Source organism: Hyphomonas sp. (assembly GCF_965284475.1).
Lineage (GTDB): Bacteria > Pseudomonadota > Alphaproteobacteria > Caulobacterales > Hyphomonadaceae > Hyphomonas.
On record NZ_OZ260087.1, the window covers coordinates 1,022,896 to 1,043,390 of the forward strand.

Genomic DNA, 20,495 nt, shown 5'->3' on the forward strand with positions numbered 1-20,495 from the left:
TCGGCCCTAGTTCGGCTGGGCCTGGATGGCCTGCTGCTCGGCAAGGAACCTCGCGCGTTCCCTAGGCGACATGTTCTCCATCTGCGCCTCCAGCTCGGCGGCGGCGCGCAGGGCATCGCGCTCATCGTCCGCCGCCTGCAGCGCCAGCAGAACATCGCGGGTAAAATCATTGATCTCGAACCGCGCCCCGCCATTCACATCATATCCGCGCCGGACGATCACGGCATTCATGCTCGGCACGATCACGACATACTGGCCGCGATTGCCCGCCATGTAATACGTGCCAGTCGGAACACCGGCCGCATCCGTCATCAGCCAGAACTGGGCGCCATAGCCCGGGCCGTCGGACGGCTGCGCGGGGGCAGGCGTGCGAACGAATTCCGCCCAGCCTTCAGGCAAAAGGCGCTCATTGCCCCACATGCCGTCCTGCAGGTAGAGCTGGCCAACACGGGCAAGGTCACGCGCCGTCGCCCAGACCTGGCTCGAGGCGATGAAATCGCCATTCCAGTCGATTTCCAGCGTTGTATGGGTCGCGCCAATCTTGTGCAGCAGCTTTTCATACGGGAAGCGATGGAACGCATTGTCGTCATTCATGGCTTCGCGCAGGCTGCGCATCGCGATCAGCGTATCATTATTGGAATACTTGAACCGGGTACCGGGCGCCGCTTCCAGCACCTTGCTGGCCGCCTGATCAACCACTCGCCCGCCACCGAAATAGATCCGGTCGGTGCGTGAACCGCTCTCGCCGCTATCCAGGCCGCTCGCCATCTGCAACAGGTTGCGGATGGTGATGGTCCGGCGCGGATCGGCGCCATTGTTCCAGCTGGCAATCACCGCCGGGTAATCGATATCGATCAGGCCATTGCGCCGCGCCGCGCCCAGTATGGTTGCAGCAATAGACTTGCCGGCTGACCAGGTCCGCTGCGGCGTTTCATGATCGATGCCGCGGGCATAGCGCTCGGCCACCACCTGCCCGTCGCGCACGACCACAACAGCGCTCGTACGCGTGCCATTGCCATAGGTCCGCTCGTCAAAGGCAAACGAGACCGGCGCCTCAAGCCGCTCGGCCTCTTCGGTGCGCAGCTGTATCTTCACGTTCGAGCCAATCGCGCTGCCCCGGTCCTGAGCGGAGGCGGCAGGCCAGCTGGCAAAATGCGGCAGGAAGGAAATCAGGCTGGCATCCGCGCCTATGGGCAGCTGCGTACAGCCAAAGCCGGGGCGCCAGGCCGCGATGCGCGGCGGCATGGTCGCAGAATAAGTGACCGATGCGGTTTTCATCGCCGTGTCTACCTGTGCCGGCGCCAGCCTGTCGAATGACCGCTGGTAATCGGGATAGATGCCGCTGAGCTCGTTCTGGTCAATCTCGGCCTGTGTCTGCCGGGCATTGAACAGGCCCGAGCATGTGAAAGCGGCTTTCCAGCCGGCTGCGAGCGCGTCGTCCATCACGTCTGTCGTGCCACCCTCCTGGGCGATGGCCGGAAGGGCGGATACTGCAAGCGCAGCAAGGGATACGATCACGGCTGTGACGGGACGCATGGGCAAATCTCTCCTGTTACGGGTCCGAGTGTATGCACATGGCTTCATGTCGCAAGTATGGCGCGGCAGTTAGGGTTTCATTAGCAGTCCGCTGCTGCGACATGCGCCTCAAACACCGCCTAAACCTTCCCCGTCGCCGCCCCATGCCGTGCAAGACCCTTGGCCACCGCCCCAAAGCGATCATTGGCCGACAGGGTCGCATTCCCGAACCGTCCGGCCAGTCGCGCCTGCACCAGCGGAATGAAGGTCGACCCGCCCACCATGACGATATCGGTGACCTGGTCCGGTGACACTCCGGCCCGAACAAGACATTCCATGGCCACTGCATCCATCCTTGACACGGCGTCATCGATCAGCGCCTCGAACGTCTTGCGGGCAACCAACAGCTCCAGATATGCATCCGGCGTATCATAGGTGAACACCTGCTGGTCAGTGTCACTCAGGCCGATCTTGATCTGCTCGGTCCGCTTGGCATAGGCGTGAGCCTCATGATTGCGCACCAGATGGTCGAATGCCCTGATGGCCTTGCTGTTCGGGCTATTGAGTATCATCCAGCTAATCTGCTTCTGGGTCTCGCGCGTGTAGAGCTTGTTCAGGCTCTTCCAGTCCGACAGCGTCGAATAAGGCCCGGACGGTGCTGGCAGGCCGTTCAGCTCCAGCGTCTCCCAATTGCCAAACAGGCGTGACAGCTCGAAGAAGCTCAGTTTGTGATCGAAATCATTGCCGCCAATATACAGGCCCGCACTGCCCAGCACGTCGAATTCTGAATTGTCATCCGATATGCGCACCACCGAGAAGTCAGACGTGCCCCCACCAATATCGATCACGAAGATCAGCTTTTCCCGGCCGCACGGAAAAACAACAGACCGCGCTGCCGCCACAGGCTCGAACAAGAATTCCACGTCGGCCACGCCCGCCTCATGCAGGCAGGATTCCAGGATCGTCTGGCCGCGCTGGTCGAGGTCGGCATGCTTGTCATTGAACGAAACCGGACGCCCCTGGATGACTGACTGGACGCGTTGGCCCATCAGCCGTTCAGCATCCGCGATGACCCGGCGCAGGAAATGTGCGATCACATCACGGAACGGCAGGCGCCGGCTGCCCACTTCTGTCGCCTCCTCGATGAGGGCAGAGCCCAGCACCGACTTGATCGACCGCATCAGCCGTCCCTCTTCACCGGACTCATACTCGCTGAGAGCCATTGAACCGACAGCATATTCGCCGGAATCCAGTCCATAGAACACAGCCGTCGGTATCGACGTCGAGCCAGGCTCCAGCTCCAGCAAGGATGTGCCCCCCGGCCCACAAACCGCGACGGATGTGTTCGACGTGCCGAAATCGATGCCAACTTGCATGGGAGAAGCCCTTGATGCGGGGAATGCGGTCCCGTCGCCTACCCTACTTGGCCGCAGAGCGAAAGCCGCACGTCCTCCCCCCTTCCCCCCACATCACAAGCCCCTACACTACACCCATGCTCCGTCCCGACCTCCTCCTGCAACCCACGCCCAAGGGGCTCTATTGCCCGCCGGGGGATTTCTATCTCGATCCGGTGCGCGGCGCCGTGGAGCGGGCCGTGATCAGCCATGGTCATTCCGACCATGCGCGCGGCGGGCATGGCAAAGTACTCGCCCATCCGGACACGCTCGCCATCATGGCCTGCCGCTATGGCGCCGGTTTCGCGAAATCCACGCAGGCGCTGGAATATGGCGAGGTCGTCAGCATCAATGGCGTCACAGTCTGGCTAGCCCCGGCCGGTCACATCCTCGGCTCGGCCCAGATCGTGGTCGAGTACAGGGGCCTGCGCATGACTTTCAGCGGCGACTACAAACGCCGCTTCGACCCGACCTGCGCCGGCTTCGAGCCTGTCGACGGCACGCACGTCTTCATTTCCGAGGCCACTTTCGCCCTGCCCGTCTTCCGTCACCCCGACACGGGCCATGAAATCAACCGACTCCTGCAAAGTCTGCAGCAGTTTCCCGAGCGCAGCCACTGCGTCGGCGCCTATTCGCTCGGCAAGGCCCAGCGCGTCATCCGGCATCTGCGCATGTCTGGCCATGACGACCCGATCTTCATCCATTCCAGCCTCGAAAAGATCTGTGCCCACTATCAGTCAGTCGGGATCGACCTTGGCACGCTGGTCACCGTTCCGTCCGGCGACCTGCCCAAGGGCCAGCGCGAAACCTTTCGCGGCCAGGTCATCGTGGCGCCGCCCGGCAGTTTCGATGGCAAATGGGCCCAGAACTTCCCCGATACGATCATCAGCTTCGCGTCCGGCTGGATGAGCATCAAGCAGCGCGCCAGACAGCGCGGCGTGGAGCTGCCATTGGTGATTTCCGACCATGCCGACTGGGACGAGCTGACCGCCACCGTGCGCGAAGTGAACCCGCAGGAGCTGTGGGTCACCTATGGCCGCGAGGATGCCCTCGTGCGCTGGGCCGAGCTCGAAGGCCGCCGCGCACGGCCCCTGCGCATGGTCGCCTATGCTGACGAGGCTGGTTGACCCGGCCCCGGCTTGAGGCCTTTAGTAGGCAATCAGGTGTATTCAAAGGGGACGACATGAAACGCCAAGCCCTTCTTGCGGTCAGCGCCGCGCTGCTCATGCTGTCGGCCTGCGACGCTATCCGCGTGCCCGGCGTCAATCCCTCCGACGCCGAGACGCAGACACGGATCGACGACGAAGCCTCTGCTGCCCTCGACCAGCTGCCTGCCGACGCATTTGACGAAGACAGCGCCAGCTCAGTCGAGGTCGTACCGGAAACGACCGCTATCGTTCCGGCATCCGACCTGCCCGAGGCCGCAACGGCCGAAGCGCTGCCCGCAGCCGATGCAACTGCGCCTGCCGAAGTCGCACCAGCGGACAGTGCCACAACAGAATTGCCGGATGAGGCTCTCCTGCAACCCGAATCCGCAGGCAGTCTCGCCCTCACCCTGCAAGCTCCCCTTCCCACACTGGCCGCGCTCAACGCCTCCACCTGCGCCCTTCCCTCGGGCAGCGCCCCAACACCCACGGTCGCATCGGTTTCCGGCGCCGCGCCACAGGATCAGGTCCTCGCCGGTACGGAGGCCGTGAACGGCCTGGCCGCCAGCCTCGCCAGCTTTCCCGGCATCGTGAAACTGGAACCCCGCAGCGCGCAGGCCGACGGCACAACTGCCAGCGGCCATTGCGGCGCCACGCGTATCGCTCGCAACTGGTTCGTCACTGCGGCCCATTGTGTCGATGATGATTACCAGGAACTCCGCCTCATCGGTGACGCCGCTAATCTGCGCAGCCCGCTGGCCAAAGTCACACGCGGCACGCTCGCGGTCTGTCATGGCGGCTATCTCGGAACGATCAATGGCTATGCCAATGACCTCGCCCTGATCCGCCTTGACGATGACCAGGTTGCGCCCCTCAGCGATGTACCGGTTGCCCGCTATGGCGCAACTGAAAAACCCCTTGCACCCGCCAATTATCCCACGGCCGACATGGCCGGCTGGGGCCTGACGCATTTTGGCGGCCGGCTGTCCAACGACCTGCTGACGACAAGACTGCAGAACACGGCAGATGGCCCGTCGCTGATCAATGTCGCCAGCGCGGGCGGCGCCGGGCCCTGCGTCGGTGACAGCGGCGGCCCGCTCTATGTCACCGAGGCTGACGGCAGCCGGACCGTTGTCGGCGTCCTGTCCGTGGTCGAGCAGAACCGCGTCACCGGCGAATTCTGCGCCGGCGAGTATAATGGCCGCTACACCAACCTGCAGGGCTATACCGACTGGATGGAGTCGGTCATGGCCCTCTGCGACGCCAGCCCGGACGCCTGCAGGTAAGCCTCACTCGCAGCGCGTGCCTTCCCGGGGGCATATGTCCTCGCCTTAAATCCCGACTTCCATCATTTTCTGCCAGGCGGGGCGGGCCTGCATTTTTTCAAACCAGGCCTTGGTCGCAGGCCGGTTTTCCAGTCCGCCCTGTGCGTTTGCCATTAATATCTGGAAGCCCATGAGGCAGTCTGCCGCCGTGAAGCGTTCACCTGCAAAATAGGGATGCTTTGACAGGTGCGCCTCAATTGTGGCTGCCGCCTTTTCGCGCTCCGCCGCCATCATGGCCTGCACCGGGTTGCCCGTCATGTCGACGCGGCTGAAATAGACCTGCAGCAGGCCAGGCAGGAACACGGCACCTTCAGCCGCATGGACCCATTCCAGGTATCGCGGGAATTCCGGCGAGCCGGGGCGCGGGTGCAACTGGAAGGCGGTATCATACTTGCCCATCAGGTATTCGGCGATAGCGCCCGTTTCGGCGATGACCACATCGCCATCTTCCAGCAGCGGCGACTTGCCCATCGGGTGGATCTTCAGCAATTCCGGCGGCGCAAGGTTTGTCACCTCATTGCGCTTGTAGTGGACAATCTCGTGCGGAACGCCGAGTTCGGCAAGTAACCAGACGATCCGCTGCGAACGTGAGGCATTCAGGTGGTGGAGTTTGAGCGTCATGTCAGTGTGTCCCTTTGGGTCTTGTCCAGTTTGATGATCTTGAATGAGGCACTGGCGCGCGCCACGATATCCCCGTCGGCCTGCAGGAGGCAGCCTGCAAAGGCCAGTGATCCGCCAGCCTTGGTGAAACAGGTGTCCGTGGCAAGCCATGCCCCGACGGCGGCCGAGCCGACAGACGCCGTCGCCAGCGAGACCGTCACCAGCCCGCCTGCCTCACGTCCATCCGCCGTCAGGGACTGGCCGCAACTCAGCCCCATCGCATAGTCGGCAATGGACGCGATCACGCCGCCACGGACCAGGCCCCGCGAATTGCAGTGCGGGGCGCCCTGATAGAGGCCGGTGCTCACCTGGCGGTCCGTCACACGTGAATAGAGGGGTTCCCACGGATCGGTAAAACCCGACTTGCGATAGTGCGGCGCGTAGTCTTCGGGTGGAACGGGCGCTGTCATGCCATGTGTTTGGCCCTATGTATGGTCCCATGCAAGCCTTTGCCGACCTGCTAGACCGACTTGTGCTCACGCCTTCGCGTAATGGCAAGCTGCGCCTGATGGTCGACTATTTCGGCGTGGCGCCGGATCCGGATCGTGGCTATGCCCTCGCAGCCATCACAGGCGATCTCGACATTCCGGGCGTCAAGCCCGCCATGATCCGCGCGCTCATGGATGGCCGAATGGACCCGGAACTGTTCGCCATGTCCTATGACTATGTCGGCGACCTCGCCGAGACGGTCAGCCTCGTCTGGCCGGAATCGCGCGGGGCCAATCGCACGCCGCCTTTGTCGGAGATTGTCGAAACGCTCAGCGATGCAGCGCGCGCCGAAGCGATGATGCTTGTCGCCGGCTGGCTCGACAGCCTCGATGCGACCGGGCGATGGGCCTTCCTGAAATTGCTGACCGGGGGCTTGCGCATCGGCGTCTCGGCCCGCCTTGCCAAGCTCGCGCTCTCCCAATTCGGCGACAAGCCCGTCACGGAGATCGAGGAAATCTGGCACGGTCTTGCACCGCCTTATGACACGCTGTTCGCCTGGCTCGAAGACCGCGCCGAAAAGCCTGCGCCCGACATGGCCGCCCCCTTCCGCCCGGTCATGCTCGCCCACCCCCTCGTGCCCAAGGCCTACCGGGACAGTCCGGACGCCGTGGACCCGAACCTGATCACGCCAGACAATTTCGCCGCGGAATGGAAATATGACGGCATCCGGGTCCAGGCTTCCGCCGAGCGCAGCGCGCGGCGAATCTATACCCGCACCGGCGACGACATTTCCCATGCCTTCCCGGATGTCGTCACCGCCATGGATTTTAACGGCACGCTCGATGGCGAACTGCTGGTGCGCAATCCCGGCGGCAGCGTTGCCCCTTTCAACGCCCTGCAACAGCGGCTGAACCGCAAGACCGTCTCGAAGCGCCAGATGGAGACCCATCCGGCCTTCATCCGCGCCTATGACCTCCTGGTTGACGGGACGCGCGACCTGCGCGGACAGGCCTTCCGCGACCGGCGCAAACGGCTTGAGGGCTTTGTGGCCGATATCGGATCCGACCGGTTCGATCTCTCCCCGCTCGTCCCCATCACAACCTTCGCCGCATTGGATGAAGCCCGCCTTGATCCGCCTGCGCCGGAAATCGAGGGCGTGATGCTGAAGCGCTGGGATAGTCCCTACCTGGCCGGGCGCCCGAAAGGTTTGTGGTACAAGTGGAAGCGCGACCCGTTCCTCATCGACGCTGTGCTGATGTACGCTCAGCGCGGCCACGGCAAGCGGTCCAGCTTCTATTCCGATTTCACGTTTGGTGTCTGGCGCGACGAGGACGGCGAAGACAGGCTCGCCCCTGTCGGCAAGGCCTATTTCGGCTTTACAGATGACGAGTTGAAACAGCTCGATGCCTTCGTGCGCGCTAATACAATTGACCGGTTCGGGCCGGTGCGGTCTGTCTCCGCTAACAAGGAGGCCGGCATTGTTCTGGAAGTGGCCTTCGAGGGTCTGCAGCGCTCGCCCCGGCACAAGTCCGGCCTCGCCATGCGTTTCCCACGTATCAACCGCATCCGCTGGGACAAGCCAACAGCCGAAGCCGACAGAATCGAAACCCTCGAAGCCCTGCTGCCTGACTAGGCGCGCGCGGACAAAAAAAGGGCCGGGCTCTCTGCAAGCCCGACCCTTTCCGGTATCTCAGAAGACGTCCGCTATCAGACGGTTTCCTTGAGTTCCTTGGCGACGCGGAAGGCAACTTTTTTCGAAGCCTTGATCTTGATCGCTTCGCCGGTTGCAGGGTTACGACCCATGCGAGCCGGGCGCTTGCGCACTTCCAGCGTACCGAGGCCGTTCATGCGGATACGTTCGCCCTTCTTCAGGCGTTTCGTGATCCGCGCTGCCATGTCGTCAAACAGTTCTTGCGATTGCTTCTTGGTGAGGCCGTGAGCCTCGGCCATTTCAACCGACATCTGACGCAGGGTGACAGTCGTCGCCGTTTTTGTTGCCGGCTTGACAGCAGCAGGTGCTGCCTTGGGCGCTGGCTTTGCAGCTGTTTTCTTCGCCGCAACCGCCTTGGTGGCAGCAGGTTTCGCAGCAGCGCGAGCGGCTGCCGGTTTTGCAGCAGCTTTTTTAGCCGCAGGTTTCGCAGGGGCCTTCTTGGCCACAGGTGTCTTTGCCATGAGCAAAATCCTTTGTTTAAATCCTCGCAGAGGCGTCGGCCTATAACGCAAATCCGTCCCGCGCCATCACACTTTTTTCAGTACAAGCGATTTGCCCTGCACGCGTTCAGCGTCATATGTCACGTATGGAAATGCAACCGCGACTGATTCTGCTCCTGCTCGCCATCCTCCAGCCCCTTTCAGGTGCACTTGCGCCATTGCTGGGTATCGGCACGCCAATTGGAAACGCGACGCGTGATCTCGGCGCGCCCGAACAGCCGCTGCCATTGTTTTTCTCGGTCTGGAGCCTGATTTTCTTCGCCTACCTGGCCTTTTCGCTTTTCGCCATCTTTCGCCGCGAGCGCTGGATGGAACGAATCGCCCTGCCGCTCGTTATTGCCGGAATGCTGAATGTGATCTGGATGTTAAGCGCGCAGCTCATCGTCTCGCCGCCGCTTGATTTTGCGCTTCTGTTCCCGATCGGTGCGGCCGCATGGTATTCCGCCTGGTGTTTCGATCAGATGCGCGGCATGGGCGGCAGCGCAGCGAAACTGACAGCAGATGCCGTCACCGGCCTCTTGTCAGGCTGGATCACGGTCGCGGCAGCCATTTCGATTCCCATTACCATCCGTCATTTCACGACCCTCGGCGCAACCGATTACCCCTGGCTCATGCTGTGGGCGACACTCGTTCCCGCCGCCATGGCCGCGTGGTGCTTCACGCGCTACATCAGCCGCAGCCCATGGTTCTTTGTGGCACTCGGCTGGGGCCTTCTTGGCATCCTTCTCAACAACTGGACCGTCACAGGCATGAACTGGCTCGCCATCATGACAGGCATGGTGGCCGTCCTCGTCCTCTACCTGCGGATAACACGTGGCGCGCATGGCGCTGTGGCTGCCGCCTGAACCATCGGGAGAAATTCATGGATTTTCTGAACAATATCGACTGGCAAGCCCAGTTCACTGAGCATTGGCCTGTGCTGGCCGCCTATGGCCTCAAGGCGCTTGGCGCTTTCATCGTACTGATCGTCGGCCTGCGCATTTCCGGCGCGATGGCAAGCACGGTGCGAAAGCAGGCGATAAAGCGCCCGAACATCGACGAAACCCTCGGCAGTTTCTTCGCCTCGCTCGTCCGCTGGTTCCTGACAGCCGCGACAATCATTGCCGCGCTGCAGCTATTCGGGGTCGAAGCCACCAGCTTCGTCGCGATTCTCGGTGCCATGACGCTCGCCATCGGCCTGTCCCTGCAGGGCGCGCTCGGTAACATCGCCTCTGGCATCATGATCATGCTGTTTCGCCCTTACGGAGTCGGCCAGTTCATCGAGGTCGCTGGCGAAGGCGGCACGGTCAAGGAGATCAACCTTTTCCAGACCATCCTGGCCACGCCTGACAATGTCCAGGTCATCGTCCCCAACAGCCAGGCAATAGATGGCGTCATCAAGAATTATGCCGGCTATCCGACGCGCCGCATCGATCTCGTCTTCGGCATTGATTATGGCGATGGCATGGAACACGCCATCGGCGTGATCGAACAGACGATCAAGGCTGACACGCGCGTCCTCGCCGATCCGGAACCGGTTGTCCGCGTCAGCAATCTCGGCTCCAGCTCGGTCGACATCATTGCCCGTCCATGGGTGAACACGCCCGATTACTGGGAAACGCGCTGGGCGCTCACCCAGAACGTCAAGACCGCCCTCGACGCGGCGGGAATCTCCATCCCGTATCCGCATCAGGTCAATGTGAACAAGGACTAGCGTTCAGCAGCAGCCGCCAACCGGCGCCTGTGCCGGCAGGCCCGCTGCGGCGAACACGTCCGGCGCGGCGCAGCCCGGGAACAGGCCATAGTGCCGTTCGCCCGTGCCGACCACGTCAAAATAGCGCGCAAACCGCGTACCTGTCAGCATGGCCAGCGTGTTGCCGCATACCGGGAACGCGCGGCCCTGTTCGATATGGTGCTCACCATCCAGGGTGAAGACGTCTTCCATGCCTTCCACGCCGCCGCGATAAATCACGGCCTGGCCATAGTCTTCGCAGGCAGGCTCAAGCCCATCGAGTTTGAACAGGCGCGCGGTCACCGAGGCAAAACGGATCGGCCCGACCCTGGCCTTCAGCACAGGATCGAGAATGGCAAGCGGGCGATGATCCACCACGCGCGGATCACCAAACCCCGCCGCGATGGCCACGGCCTGATAGTCGCCCCAATAGAGCGCGCCCGACAGGCATTCGCCATAGAGCACCGGGTCTCTCACCAGATCAGCGGGGATCCGCCTGTCTGCGTACACATCGGAGAAATAAAGCTCGCCGCCCGGTTTCAGCAGCCGGTGCGCGGCACGGAAAACCGCCGGCTTGTCGGTGCACAGATTGATCACGCAGTTGGAAATGATCAGGTCGAAACTGGCAGGCTCGAGGTCCAGCGCATCCAGCTTTTCCAGTTCGCCTTCCACAAAGCGCGTGTTCGGGCTTGCATAGCCTAGCGCCTCGGCATGCCACGTCTCATACGCCCACGCCACGGCCAGCTGTTCTGCTGTCATGTCAACGCCCGTCACATGCCCTCCGGGGCCGACAAGACTTGCCAACGCATACACATCGCGCCCGGCGCCGCAGCCGAGATCTAGCACGCGCAGTCCTTCCAGCTCGGCCGGAATCGCAAGCCCACACCCGTAATAGCGCTCCGAGACGGCGTCATGCACGCGCGCCAGGGCTTCGCGCACATGCCGCGGCGGCGCAGCATCCGTCGTGCACGCATCGGTGCGAAGGTCCGAGGAGGACTTGAGGATATCCCCGTAATATTGCTGGACGACCTGCTTGTTCATGCGCTCACTCCTGATTATGAACCGCACGGCTTGCCTTGTTCCGCGCCCCTGCTCCAGTCACCAATCCGTGAAAGGCCAGTTGAAGCCCCGCGCGGCACGTGACATGACAGCGCCATGATACCGGAAATAGACATGACCGGCTGGCCCGCCTGGGCACAGGCCGCTGAGCCCCAGGTCCTGAAATGGTTGCTGGTGCTTGGCGCAACCATTCTGATCTGGATTGCCGCCATACTGGTCAAGCGGCTGGTCATCCTAGTCGGAAAAATGGTCACGCCCAGGGACCAGGATTTCGAAGGCTCCAGCTGGGACCTTGGCGCCTCTATCGCGCGCCTGTTCGCGCTCATCCTGATGTCACCCCTGCCCCTTGGCCTTGCCGGCTATGACTGGCGGGCCCTGATCCAAAGCCGGGGGCCTGGCGCTGTGGCGGCTGTCGCCATCCTCCTCGTCGCCATCCTGTTTGCGAACTGGGTCGCGCGTTCGATGCGCAATTTCGGCGGCAAGGCCCATCGCCGCACGGGGGCAGACGACACGCTGTTTGCGTTCGCCGGGTCCCTCGTCAAATACCTCATCTTCGCGGTCGCGATTGTCACGGCGCTCACCCAGCTCGGCTTCCCGACCACTTCGCTGGCCGCCGTGCTGGGTGCGCTCGGCCTCGCCATCGGCCTGGGCCTGCAGGACACGATGAAGTCTGTCGCCGCCGGCGTCATGCTCGCCATCCTGCGCCCGTTCCGCATCGGCGATTATGTCAGCCTCGCCGGCCTCGAAGGCGAGGTGACCGACATTTCGCCCTTCACCACGTCGCTCAAACAGGTCGACAACAAGGTCGTGATTGTCACCAATAACATGATCTGGGCCGAACCCCTGATCAACCACACCCACCAGACGCGCCGCCGGTTCGACCTCTATTTCGATATCTCCTATGACGACAATATGGACCATGCCCTGAAAGTCGTTGAAGATACCGTCAATGCCCATCCGCGTGTCCTGTCCAAGTCGGAAACCTGGGTCGGCATCCATGCCCTGGCCGACTGGAGCGTCAAGATTCGCATGCGCGCCTGGGTGTCGACACCGGAATTCATTCAGGTCCGCGCCGACCTGACAAAAGCCGTCAAGGAAGCCTTCGACCGCGAAGGCATCACGATCCCCTACCCCCACCAGGTCAATGTCGCCTACAAGGGCAATGAGGCGATGACCCGGGCGGACCATGAGTGACAGCGAGCCGCCCGTCGTAGAACCGCTTCCCCCGCCGCCCCCGCATCAGCCGGCCCCGAAGGCTACTGTCGAAAAGTCCCCGCCGCGCCCAGTCCTCATACGCCTTTTCGGCATCGGCCCATGGGGCGTCGTCAAGCTGCTCGGACTGTGTATCCTTGTCGGCTTTGTCGTGCTGGCATCCAATTTCAATCCGGCGTCACCGGATGTGAACATTCCCGCAGCCATCGCATCGATTGCGCGCCAGACACTTGCTGCGGCAGGCTGGGCCATCCGCAATTTCTGGAAGCCCGCACTGGCGGGCGCAACGATCGTCCTGCCGGTCTGGGTCCTCTGGCGGCTGGTCAGCCTGCCATTCAGGAAATAATGCCGCCTAAGCGACCGGCTTCCAAAGCTGCGTCTTGCAGAGCGGCCCGATGCAGCCCTTCACTTCCAGCACACCATCGTCCAGCCGCTTGATGCGCGACCCATAGGTCTTGCCTTCCTTCGGATTGTAGATCGTGCCCCCGGCCCAGCCCTTGGCCTTCTTCTCGAAGCCCTGCAGCATGGTCAGGCCGAGAATCTTCTTGCCGTCGGCATCTGTCGCGGTCTCGGGCGTCTTGCCATCCGATACGCTGGCCGGGTCAATCCAGACGATCGTGCCGCACGGTGTGCCATCACCGCAATCTGCAATCTCGATATGCGAGTTCTCTTCTTCGGTGGCGAATGTGCCGAACACATTCAGCGGGTCAGCGGCCGCGCTTCCTGCCGCGAGGGCAAGCGAGACAAGGGCGAAAAGGACGGGTTTCATGGCATACCTCCAGCGACAATCGCGCTATGACAGTTACCAGAAAACGAAAAGGGAGAACACCTATGGATACGTCTCAATTGATGTTCCGCGAAGGCCTGATGAAGGATGAACGCATCCTCGTCACCGGCGGCGGCACCGGCCTCGGCAAGGAAATGGCCGAAGGCTTCCTGAAACTCGGCGCAGAGGTCCATATCTGCGGCCGGCGCGGCGGCGTCTGCGAGGAAACGGCGGCCGAACTGATGGAAAAGCATGGCGGCAAGGTCGTGCCGCACGCCTGCGACATCCGCGTTGCCGAAGCCATTACCGACATGAATGATGAAATCTGGGCCAAGCACGGCCCGCTCACCGGCCTCGTCAACAATGCCGCCGGCAATTTCATCTCGCGCACCGAAGACCTTTCGATCCGCGGCTTTGATGCCATCGCCAATATCGTGTTTCGCGGCACGTTCTACATGACCCACGATATCGGCACGCGCTGGATCAAGGCCGGATCGCGCGGCAATGTCATCTCCATCCTCACGACATGGGTCTGGAATGGCGGCCCCTTCGTCGTGCCCTCGGCCATGTCCAAGTCTGCCGTCAACACGATGACGCAAAGCCTCGCCGTCGAATGGGGCCGCTATGGCCTGCGCTTCAACGCCATCGCGCCAGGTCCATTCCCTACCGAAGGCATGTCCAAGCGCCTCGCGCCGGATGCCGAGGGTACCAAACGCATGGATTCAGGCATGGCCAATCCGATGGGCCGCGTCGGCGAGATGCATGAACTGGTCAACCTCGCCGTCCTGCTGATGGGGCCCGGCGCGGAGTACATCAACGGCCAGACCATCGCCATTGATGGCGCCATGTATAACGCGTCCGGCGGCAACTTCTCCCAGCTCACCGCCTGGGGCGACAAGGAATGGCAGGCCGCGAAAGACGCGATCACGGCCACAAATGACGCCGACAAGGCGAAACGCACGGTCTGACCCGGCTGGCCAGATATTGAACACCTGCTTGGCCCCACAGGTCTTCTGCCCTAATTGCTGACCTGCAACTGACCGCAGACAGCAGGGAACGCCCATGAAGGACCAGACCGCCCGCACCGGAACATCCCGGTACAACTGGCGCCGTTACCTGGCGCTGGGCCTTAAGCAATTGTCGCGGCGGATTGACCACAAGGAAGTGGTCCAGCATGTGCGCGAAGAAGGCGCCCTGTCAGGGCGCTACATCTTCATGATCATCACGTCCTGCGCCATTGCCACCCTTGGTCTGCTGCTATCCTCTCCCGCCGTCATCATCGGAGCCATGTTGATTTCGCCCCTGATGGGGCCAATCATGCAGATGGGTTTCTCGCTGCCCATCCTGGAACTGGCCTCGCTGCGGCGGTCAGTCATCACATTGTTCTGGGGCACGGTCGTGGCGGTTGCGGTCGCCTTCCTGATTGTCCACCTGTCGCCCCTGAAGGCGGCAACACCGGAAATCCTCGCCCGCATCCGGCCGAACTTCCTCGACCTGCTCGTCGCCATCTTCTCCGGTCTTGCCGGCGGCTATGCGGTGATCCACCGGAAGGGCGAAACCATTGTCGGCGTTGCCATCGCCACCGCCCTGATGCCGCCTCTGGCTGTCACAGGCTATGGTCTCGCCGTCGGGTCGCTGACCGCTGCAGGCGGGGCCTTTCTCCTGTTCATGACCAACCTCCTGGCCATTGCCCTCACAGTGACGGTCCTCGCGAGAATCTACGGCTTCGGCAGCGAGCACAGCCCGCGCCATACGCTGTGGCAAAGCGGCCTGATTTTTCTGGTCTTCGCAGCCTTGTCCGTCCCGCTCGGCTTCGCCCTGCGGGACATCGCTTTTGAGACCAATGTCCGCAACACCGTGCGGGCTTCGCTGCTGGACCCGTTCGACGGCACGCAGGCCCGCCTGTCGGATATTGCCTTCACGTTCGGGTCTGGCCGTGATGTCGGCGTTTCCGCCACTGTCCTCACCCGCAAGCTGAACCCGCAGGCAGACGCCGTGCTGACTGCCAGCGTCAGTGAGCGGATTGGGCGCCCGGTCGTCATCAGCCTCGACCAGGTCCTGATCGATGATGATGGCTCATCTCAGGCTGCCGAGATCCTGCAAATCGCCGAGTCGACCCTCGCCGCGCCGCTTCGCGCCGAACTGTCGGCCCTTAAGGCCACCAACCGCCTGCGCCAGACCGAGACAGACCTGCGCCGGTCAGTTCCCCTCACCCTGACTGCAGCCGACATCAATGCCGAGACCCGTCAGGCCCTGTTTCTCGCCGCGCCGGATGACGCCTATGGACTCAGCGCCTACCGGCGCATGGAAGCCAGCCTCGCAGGCACCTTTCCTGACTGGGAGGTCCGCATCATGCCGCCCGTTGCCGGCCTGCCGGCCATTCCATTCGAAACCGGGCTGGATACACTCTCGGACGCCGCTGCCGAGCAGGTCGACACTGCAGCCTGGGCCCTGGAACGCTGGAATGTCGGAAAGGTGGAAGTCATCGGCTACAGCCCGACGGCGGCGGCCACCCTTCGGATTGACCCTGACGCCCTTTACGTACGCCGCAGCGAAACCGTCGCCCGCCGCCTGCGTGACCGCGGGCTGGAGGCCAAATCGGCCACTGAATACCGCGCGAACGCCGCCGGGGATGTCTCGGCAGGCGCACCCGCAGGCACCGACCTGGTCAGCATCCGGCCCGGCAGGTGAAGACGTTGCGGCGAAAGCCGCAAGCATGGAACCAAATCGCCTGCATGACAGTTTCACTTGAATACTCAGGCTTTAAAAGTGAAACCCGCCATGCAACTCAGCCACATCCTCGCCTCCGTCGCCTTCGGCACGATGACCGCCGCCTGCGCCGCCACACCGGTGTCGCAATACCCGGCTGAAGATCGCGTCACCCAGCATATCGTGACCGGCCAGCTCAGCTATCGCGAGCGCATCGCCCTCCCGCCAGGCAGCACCGCCACTGTTACGCTAAGCGAAACATCCCGCATGGGTGCGCCAGCCATCATCCTCGACGAATCTGTCATGAATCTCGGCAATGCACAGGTTCCCGTCCCTTTCAGCATGACGATTGACGACCGCGACGTCGACCCGCGCGGCATCTACACGCTGCGCGCCACGATCCGCAGCCCTGCCGGTGAGCTCTACTGGACCACCGACACCGCCTACCCGGTCGATCTCTATGCGCCCTATAGCGATGTCGGCACCCTGTTCCTCGTTACGGCCGCGCCGGGTGGTGCCTATCCGGCGCCCTACCCGAATACGCAATATCCCGACACGCACGGTCCGGGGGCCTATACAGGCCTGACCGGCCAGGAGTGGGTCGTCGAAGACATCAACCGCCGCGGCGTCGTGGACTTCTCGCGCGCCACGATCAATTTTGACAGTTCTGGCCGGATCAGCGGCAATGCATCGTGCAATTCCTACTCGGCCGGCTATTCAGCGACCGCGCCCCAGGACCTGCGCCTCACCGAGATCGTGCTCACCCGCAAGGGCTGCCCGCCAGCCCTGATGAACCAGGAACGCGCCTTTACCGACATTCTCGGCAGCGCCCGCCAGTATACGATCACGCAGGATGGCGCCCTCGTCATCTATGCCCCGAACGGCGACACAATCACGGCCCGCCGCTAGGCAAAGTCTGCTCAGACGCCGGAACCATTCCGGCGTCTGGCCGCTTTGCCCGGGAAGACAGTCAGACCGGAGATACGCCATGAAACGCGCCAGCTCACTCGCCGCCCTCCTCACGCTCGCCGCCGCTGCAGCCGCCTGCGCCGTTACCCCGCCCGCCACAAGCCAGCAGGGCGACATGCGCATGGAAACTGACCCTGCCTATACCCAGCCCTATGCGTCGAATGTCATTTCACCCTATTACGAATGCGGCGCCCTCCAGCTCGAAGCGAGCGTTGTTGGCACCACTGCAACCGTCATGTTCAATGGCCAGGTTCACCAGCTGGAACAGGTCGAGGCAGACAGGGGAATGCGCTACCAGTCCGGCATCGGCCCGTCGCGGGTCGTGTTCTGGGATCAGGGGCCTTTTGCGGTCCTCCAAAAGGGCGCAACCACCTATCCCCAGTGCACACGCGTGCGCTAGGCCGCACAGGCTGAACAGGCTTTGACAACCGGCACGCGCTGCTGTCCAAGCGCCGCATGGAACTCTGGATCCCCATCACCATCGCTGCAGCCTTCCTGCAGAACCTGCGCTCGGTATTGCAGAAGCGGCTGACGGACACGCTCAGCACATGGGGCGTCACCTCGGCACGCTTCGTCTACGCGGCCCCGCTCGCGGCGCTGCTTCTGGCAGGCCTGCTTGTCGGCACGGGCCAGAGTGCGCCACCGCCCAACCCGACATTTGTCATTAGCGGCCTTCTCGGCGGCCTTGCCCAGATCCTGGCGACGGGCCTGCTGATTCACCTCTTCTCCTACAAGAATTTTACCGTCGCCACGGCCTTCACCAAGACAGAGCCGGTCCAGACCGCTCTGTTCGGCATCGTCCTGCTGGGCGACAGGCTGTCCCTGCCCGTCGCGCTCGCCATCCTGATCAGCCTGTTTGGTGTCATCCTTATCTCGATCCCGGCAGTCCCCGCCGCGCGCCGCAGCTTCCTTGATCGCAAGGCGCTTATCGGCATCCTGTCCGGCGCCCTGTTCGGCCTGTCCGCCGTCGCCTATCGCAGTGCCTCTCTGTCGCTGGCGGAGGGCGACGTCCTCCTGCGCGCGGTGACGACACTCGCCTTTGTTACCGCCTTTCAGGCGCTGGCCGTGCTTGCCTGGCTCAAGTTTCGTGAGCCAGGCGAAGCAGGCCGCCTGCTGCGCAGCTGGCGCAGCGCCGCATGGGTCGGCCTTGTCGGCATGCTGGGCTCGCTTGCCTGGTTCACGGCCTTCACCCTGCAGAACGCCGCCCATGTCCGCGCCCTCGGCCAGGTCGAGGTCGTGTTCATGCTCGGCGCGTCGATCCTGTTCTTCAGAGAACGTGTCACCTTGCGGGAAATCATCGGCGTGCTGCTGGTCAGCGCCGGCATTCTGGGGCTCGTGCTCTACGCCGGCTAGGTCGCTCCGGAAGGCCAGGGCCTCAGGGCGTCACCACAACCTTGCCGACAACCTTGCGCTCCCAAAGCATCGCGAACGCGTCCATCGCCTGCGCCAGCGGGAACTCGGCATGTACGCGCGGGTGCACCTTGCCGTTCCGGGCCCAGTTCCAGATCGTTTCGACATTCTCCCGGCCCTTCTCGGGAAACTGGCGGCCATATTCGCCCGCCCGAACGCCCACCACCGAGAAGCCCTTGATCAGGGGCATGTTGGTCGCCACCGTCGCGATCCGGCCTGACGTGAACCCGATTACCAGAAGCCGTCCGTCAAATGCGATGCACCGAACGCTCTCGTCGAACACGTCGCCGCCCACGGGATCGAAGATCACATCCGCGCCGCGTCCCTTTGTCAGCGTCTTCACCTTGTCGCGAAAGCCCTGCGTCACATTGATGGCATAGTCGGCGCCATGCGCGACCACCTGTTCCAGCTTCTCGTCCGACGCGCCGGTCGCGATTACGGTTGCCCCCAGCAGCTTGCCGACATCCACCGCGGCCAGCCCCACGCCGCCACTCGCGCCATGCACCAGCAATGTGTCACCTGGCTGCAGGTTTCCCCGGCGCACAAGCGCCACATAGGCCGTCAGGTAAGCGGCAGGATAGGACGCCGCTTCGGCAAAGCTCATGGCGGGCGGCTTCTTCTGCAGCGACCCGACCGGCACCACGATATACTCAGCAAACGCCCCGGCCCGCACACCGCCGGCAACATCGGTACCCAGCCGCAGCGGCCCGGTAACGCCTTCGCCCAGCGCATCGATGATGCCGGAAAAATCCATGCCCGGCGTGAAGGGCGGTTCCAGTTTCAGCTGGTACTTGCCCTGCGTCAGCAACAGGTCCGGAAAATTGACACTCGCGGCCTTGACCCGTACGCGCACTTCACCGGGGCCCGGCTCAGGCATAGGCACATCACGGATTTCCGTCCCGGAAAAATCATCCGTGATCGTATGGCAAACAAGCGCCTTCACAGTCGACCATACATGTCACGCACCATGCCTGCAATCTGAAGGCAGGCCCGCCGTGAACCTGGTGAGAAGTCCGTGAACGCCGTAAACGCATGGGCGAGCGTGTCATATCGTTTGTGCTTTACGTAGACGCCTTCACGGCTCAGCCGCAGGGCATAATCGTCGCCCTCGTCGACCAGCGGATCATGCCCGGCCGTGATGACAATGGCAGGCGGCAGGCCAGACAGGTCGCCGGTCTGACCGGGCGACAGAAGCGGATCGCTGCGGTCATGTCCCGCCGGCAGGTACTGGTCCATGAACCAGTTCATCGTGTCCGTCGACAGCGAGAACGTGTTCGCGAAATCCTTGCGCGACGGGAATTCCTCGACCAGGTCCACCGCCGGATAGACCAGCAATTGCAGCGCGGGGACCGGCTTGTCCTGACGCTTCATTTCCTGTGAGACGATGGCTGCGAAATTGCCGCCCATGCTGTCGCCGCCGACAGCCGCGACACCATCGGGCGCGCCATACTTTCCGGCATTGCGCAGCGCCCATTCATACGCCGCGATGGCGTCATTGATGCCCGCCGGAAACTTGTGCGGCGGAGCAAGGCGATAGTCGACCGAAAGGACCGGGCATTTGGCCACGGCCGCGATGATCGAACAGAACGCATTGCAAGTGTCCAGGTCGCCGATGACGCCGCCGCCCATGTGATAATACACCATCATCGGATGGGTGGGGTCCTGTTCATCGGGCAGATAGATCCGCACGGGAATCTCGTTCTTGTCTGGTCCCGGTATCGTGGAGTCTTCGATAATCACGCCGGGCTCCGGTGCAGCTGCCAGCATGGCAAGCTGTTCGCGCGTTGCGGCCTGCACCACGTCTGCCGGGAGCGATGAAAGCGGCGGCGCCTTGCGCCCGTTCCACGCCACCATCTGCAATTGCGGCTCCAGCACGCGGCCATTGATCTCAAGCGGCTTGCCGCCCGCCATGCGCACGAGCAAACCGCCCGGCAGTTTGAATATCAGTTTCGCTATTTTCTGCTGCAAACTCATGGCCCG

21 protein-coding genes are annotated in these 20,495 nt (G+C 62.8%); 12 read left to right on the forward strand and 9 right to left on the reverse strand.

Annotated elements, in window-relative coordinates; translation table 11 throughout:
• Positions 1-6 precede the first annotated feature (6 nt).
• Positions 7-1,536 carry a serine hydrolase domain-containing protein gene (locus ACQ66M_RS04805; protein ID WP_430402250.1) on the reverse strand — a complete coding sequence of 510 codons (1,530 nt, stop codon included), beginning with the start codon at positions 1,534-1,536 and terminating at the stop codon, positions 7-9.
• Positions 1,537-1,655: 119 nt separating this feature from the next.
• Positions 1,656-2,891 carry an Hsp70 family protein gene (locus ACQ66M_RS04810; RefSeq protein ID WP_430402252.1) on the reverse strand — a complete coding sequence of 412 codons (1,236 nt, stop codon included), beginning with the start codon at positions 2,889-2,891 and terminating at the stop codon, positions 1,656-1,658.
• A gap of 116 nt (positions 2,892-3,007) precedes the next feature.
• Here ACQ66M_RS04810 and ACQ66M_RS04815 point away from each other — a divergent pair, with 116 nt between their 5' ends.
• Together ACQ66M_RS04815 and ACQ66M_RS04820 are read left to right on the forward strand one after the other, a co-directional pair.
• The gene (locus tag ACQ66M_RS04815; protein WP_430402254.1) at positions 3,008-4,036 is read left to right on the forward strand and encodes a ligase-associated DNA damage response exonuclease; all 1,029 of its coding nucleotides are present in this window, start codon (positions 3,008-3,010) and stop codon (positions 4,034-4,036) included.
• A 56-nt stretch (positions 4,037-4,092) separates the two neighbouring features.
• Entirely contained in the window at positions 4,093-5,340 is a 1,248-nt protein-coding gene (locus ACQ66M_RS04820) for a S1 family peptidase (protein ID WP_350174495.1), read from the forward strand.
• Positions 5,341-5,385: 45 nt separating this feature from the next.
• On the opposite strand, the gene ACQ66M_RS04825 is transcribed toward ACQ66M_RS04820, so the two are convergent.
• Together ACQ66M_RS04825 and ACQ66M_RS04830 are read right to left on the reverse strand one after the other, a co-directional pair.
• A complete protein-coding gene (locus ACQ66M_RS04825) occupies positions 5,386-6,000 on the reverse strand; it encodes a glutathione S-transferase family protein (protein ID WP_350174497.1) in 615 nt (204 codons plus the stop codon).
• On the reverse strand, positions 5,997-6,449 hold the full coding sequence (locus ACQ66M_RS04830; RefSeq protein ID WP_430402256.1) for a PaaI family thioesterase: 453 nt from the start codon (positions 6,447-6,449) through the stop codon (positions 5,997-5,999). The genes ACQ66M_RS04825 and ACQ66M_RS04830 overlap by 4 nt, the downstream gene beginning before the upstream one ends.
• A 29-nt stretch (positions 6,450-6,478) precedes the next feature.
• Here ACQ66M_RS04830 and ACQ66M_RS04835 point away from each other — a divergent pair, with 29 nt between their 5' ends.
• A complete protein-coding gene (locus ACQ66M_RS04835; protein ID WP_430402258.1) occupies positions 6,479-8,101 on the forward strand; it encodes a cisplatin damage response ATP-dependent DNA ligase in 1,623 nt (540 codons plus the stop codon).
• 74 nt (positions 8,102-8,175) lie between these two features.
• Here the strand turns inward: ACQ66M_RS04835 and ACQ66M_RS04840 are convergent, their stop codons facing one another.
• Positions 8,176-8,640 (reverse strand): HU family DNA-binding protein, encoded by a 465-nt coding sequence (locus tag ACQ66M_RS04840; protein ID WP_430402260.1) that lies wholly within the window; start codon positions 8,638-8,640, stop codon positions 8,176-8,178.
• A 131-nt stretch (positions 8,641-8,771) separates the two neighbouring features.
• On the opposite strand from ACQ66M_RS04840, the gene ACQ66M_RS04845 reads away from it, so the two are divergent.
• A complete protein-coding gene (locus tag ACQ66M_RS04845) occupies positions 8,772-9,524 on the forward strand; it encodes a hypothetical protein (RefSeq protein ID WP_350174503.1) in 753 nt (250 codons plus the stop codon).
• Between the two features lie 17 nt (positions 9,525-9,541).
• Positions 9,542-10,372, forward strand: a complete 831-nt coding sequence (locus ACQ66M_RS04850) for a mechanosensitive ion channel family protein (RefSeq protein ID WP_350174505.1) — start codon at positions 9,542-9,544, stop codon at positions 10,370-10,372.
• 3 nt (positions 10,373-10,375) lie between these two features.
• Here the strand turns inward: ACQ66M_RS04850 and ACQ66M_RS04855 are convergent, their stop codons facing one another.
• Positions 10,376-11,431, reverse strand: a complete 1,056-nt coding sequence (locus ACQ66M_RS04855) for a methyltransferase domain-containing protein (protein ID WP_430402262.1) — start codon at positions 11,429-11,431, stop codon at positions 10,376-10,378.
• A 132-nt stretch (positions 11,432-11,563) separates the two neighbouring features.
• Here ACQ66M_RS04855 and ACQ66M_RS04860 point away from each other — a divergent pair, with 132 nt between their 5' ends.
• Positions 11,564-12,643 carry a mechanosensitive ion channel family protein gene (locus ACQ66M_RS04860; RefSeq protein ID WP_430402264.1) on the forward strand — a complete coding sequence of 360 codons (1,080 nt, stop codon included), beginning with the start codon at positions 11,564-11,566 and terminating at the stop codon, positions 12,641-12,643.
• A complete protein-coding gene (locus ACQ66M_RS04865) occupies positions 12,636-13,007 on the forward strand; it encodes a hypothetical protein (protein WP_350174511.1) in 372 nt (123 codons plus the stop codon). Before ACQ66M_RS04860 ends, ACQ66M_RS04865 begins: the two co-directional genes overlap by 8 nt.
• A gap of 6 nt (positions 13,008-13,013) precedes the next feature.
• Here ACQ66M_RS04865 and ACQ66M_RS04870 read toward each other — a convergent pair whose 3' ends face one another.
• On the reverse strand, positions 13,014-13,430 hold the full coding sequence (locus tag ACQ66M_RS04870; protein WP_350174513.1) for a DUF2147 domain-containing protein: 417 nt from the start codon (positions 13,428-13,430) through the stop codon (positions 13,014-13,016).
• Between the two features lie 62 nt (positions 13,431-13,492).
• Between ACQ66M_RS04870 and ACQ66M_RS04875 the strand changes: the two genes are divergently transcribed.
• From ACQ66M_RS04875 to ACQ66M_RS04895, 5 genes are all read left to right on the forward strand, one after another.
• Positions 13,493-14,395, forward strand: a complete 903-nt coding sequence (locus ACQ66M_RS04875) for an SDR family oxidoreductase (protein ID WP_430402266.1) — start codon at positions 13,493-13,495, stop codon at positions 14,393-14,395.
• Positions 14,396-14,489: 94 nt separating this feature from the next.
• Positions 14,490-16,118, forward strand: a complete 1,629-nt coding sequence (locus tag ACQ66M_RS04880; protein WP_430402268.1) for a TIGR00341 family protein — start codon at positions 14,490-14,492, stop codon at positions 16,116-16,118.
• A gap of 90 nt (positions 16,119-16,208) precedes the next feature.
• Positions 16,209-17,045, forward strand: a complete 837-nt coding sequence (locus ACQ66M_RS04885) for a YbaY family lipoprotein (RefSeq protein ID WP_430402270.1) — start codon at positions 16,209-16,211, stop codon at positions 17,043-17,045.
• A gap of 79 nt (positions 17,046-17,124) precedes the next feature.
• Positions 17,125-17,505: an MliC family protein gene (locus ACQ66M_RS04890; RefSeq protein WP_430402272.1), complete on the forward strand. Its 381-nt coding sequence runs from the start codon at positions 17,125-17,127 to the stop codon at positions 17,503-17,505.
• A gap of 56 nt (positions 17,506-17,561) precedes the next feature.
• A complete protein-coding gene (locus tag ACQ66M_RS04895) occupies positions 17,562-18,458 on the forward strand; it encodes a DMT family transporter (RefSeq protein ID WP_350174523.1) in 897 nt (298 codons plus the stop codon).
• Between the two features lie 22 nt (positions 18,459-18,480).
• On the opposite strand, the gene ACQ66M_RS04900 is transcribed toward ACQ66M_RS04895, so the two are convergent.
• Positions 18,481-19,458, reverse strand: coding sequence for an NADPH:quinone oxidoreductase family protein (locus ACQ66M_RS04900; RefSeq protein ID WP_430402274.1), 978 nt, complete (start codon positions 19,456-19,458; stop codon positions 18,481-18,483).
• The gene (locus ACQ66M_RS04905; protein ID WP_430402276.1) at positions 19,455-20,489 is read right to left on the reverse strand and encodes an alpha/beta hydrolase; all 1,035 of its coding nucleotides are present in this window, start codon (positions 20,487-20,489) and stop codon (positions 19,455-19,457) included. The genes ACQ66M_RS04900 and ACQ66M_RS04905 overlap by 4 nt, the downstream gene beginning before the upstream one ends.
• Positions 20,490-20,495 lie beyond the last annotated feature (6 nt).

Coding starts and splice junctions, on each gene's coding strand:
- ACQ66M_RS04805 (WP_430402250.1), bottom strand. CDS start 1,536: ATGCGTCCCGTCACAGCCGTGATCGTATCCCTTGCTGCGCTTGCAGTA.
- ACQ66M_RS04810 (WP_430402252.1), bottom strand. CDS start 2,891: ATGCAAGTTGGCATCGATTTCGGCACGTCGAACACATCCGTCGCGGTT.
- ACQ66M_RS04815 (WP_430402254.1), top strand. CDS start 3,008: ATGCTCCGTCCCGACCTCCTCCTGCAACCCACGCCCAAGGGGCTCTAT.
- ACQ66M_RS04820 (WP_350174495.1), top strand. CDS start 4,093: ATGAAACGCCAAGCCCTTCTTGCGGTCAGCGCCGCGCTGCTCATGCTG.
- ACQ66M_RS04825 (WP_350174497.1), bottom strand. CDS start 6,000: ATGACGCTCAAACTCCACCACCTGAATGCCTCACGTTCGCAGCGGATC.
- ACQ66M_RS04830 (WP_430402256.1), bottom strand. CDS start 6,449: ATGACAGCGCCCGTTCCACCCGAAGACTACGCGCCGCACTATCGCAAG.
- ACQ66M_RS04835 (WP_430402258.1), top strand. CDS start 6,479: ATGCAAGCCTTTGCCGACCTGCTAGACCGACTTGTGCTCACGCCTTCG.
- ACQ66M_RS04840 (WP_430402260.1), bottom strand. CDS start 8,640: ATGGCAAAGACACCTGTGGCCAAGAAGGCCCCTGCGAAACCTGCGGCT.
- ACQ66M_RS04845 (WP_350174503.1), top strand. CDS start 8,772: ATGCAACCGCGACTGATTCTGCTCCTGCTCGCCATCCTCCAGCCCCTT.
- ACQ66M_RS04850 (WP_350174505.1), top strand. CDS start 9,542: ATGGATTTTCTGAACAATATCGACTGGCAAGCCCAGTTCACTGAGCAT.
- ACQ66M_RS04855 (WP_430402262.1), bottom strand. CDS start 11,431: ATGAACAAGCAGGTCGTCCAGCAATATTACGGGGATATCCTCAAGTCC.
- ACQ66M_RS04860 (WP_430402264.1), top strand. CDS start 11,564: ATGACCGGCTGGCCCGCCTGGGCACAGGCCGCTGAGCCCCAGGTCCTG.
- ACQ66M_RS04865 (WP_350174511.1), top strand. CDS start 12,636: ATGAGTGACAGCGAGCCGCCCGTCGTAGAACCGCTTCCCCCGCCGCCC.
- ACQ66M_RS04870 (WP_350174513.1), bottom strand. CDS start 13,430: ATGAAACCCGTCCTTTTCGCCCTTGTCTCGCTTGCCCTCGCGGCAGGA.
- ACQ66M_RS04875 (WP_430402266.1), top strand. CDS start 13,493: ATGGATACGTCTCAATTGATGTTCCGCGAAGGCCTGATGAAGGATGAA.
- ACQ66M_RS04880 (WP_430402268.1), top strand. CDS start 14,490: ATGAAGGACCAGACCGCCCGCACCGGAACATCCCGGTACAACTGGCGC.
- ACQ66M_RS04885 (WP_430402270.1), top strand. CDS start 16,209: ATGCAACTCAGCCACATCCTCGCCTCCGTCGCCTTCGGCACGATGACC.
- ACQ66M_RS04890 (WP_430402272.1), top strand. CDS start 17,125: ATGAAACGCGCCAGCTCACTCGCCGCCCTCCTCACGCTCGCCGCCGCT.
- ACQ66M_RS04895 (WP_350174523.1), top strand. CDS start 17,562: ATGGAACTCTGGATCCCCATCACCATCGCTGCAGCCTTCCTGCAGAAC.
- ACQ66M_RS04905 (WP_430402276.1), bottom strand. CDS start 20,489: ATGAGTTTGCAGCAGAAAATAGCGAAACTGATATTCAAACTGCCGGGC.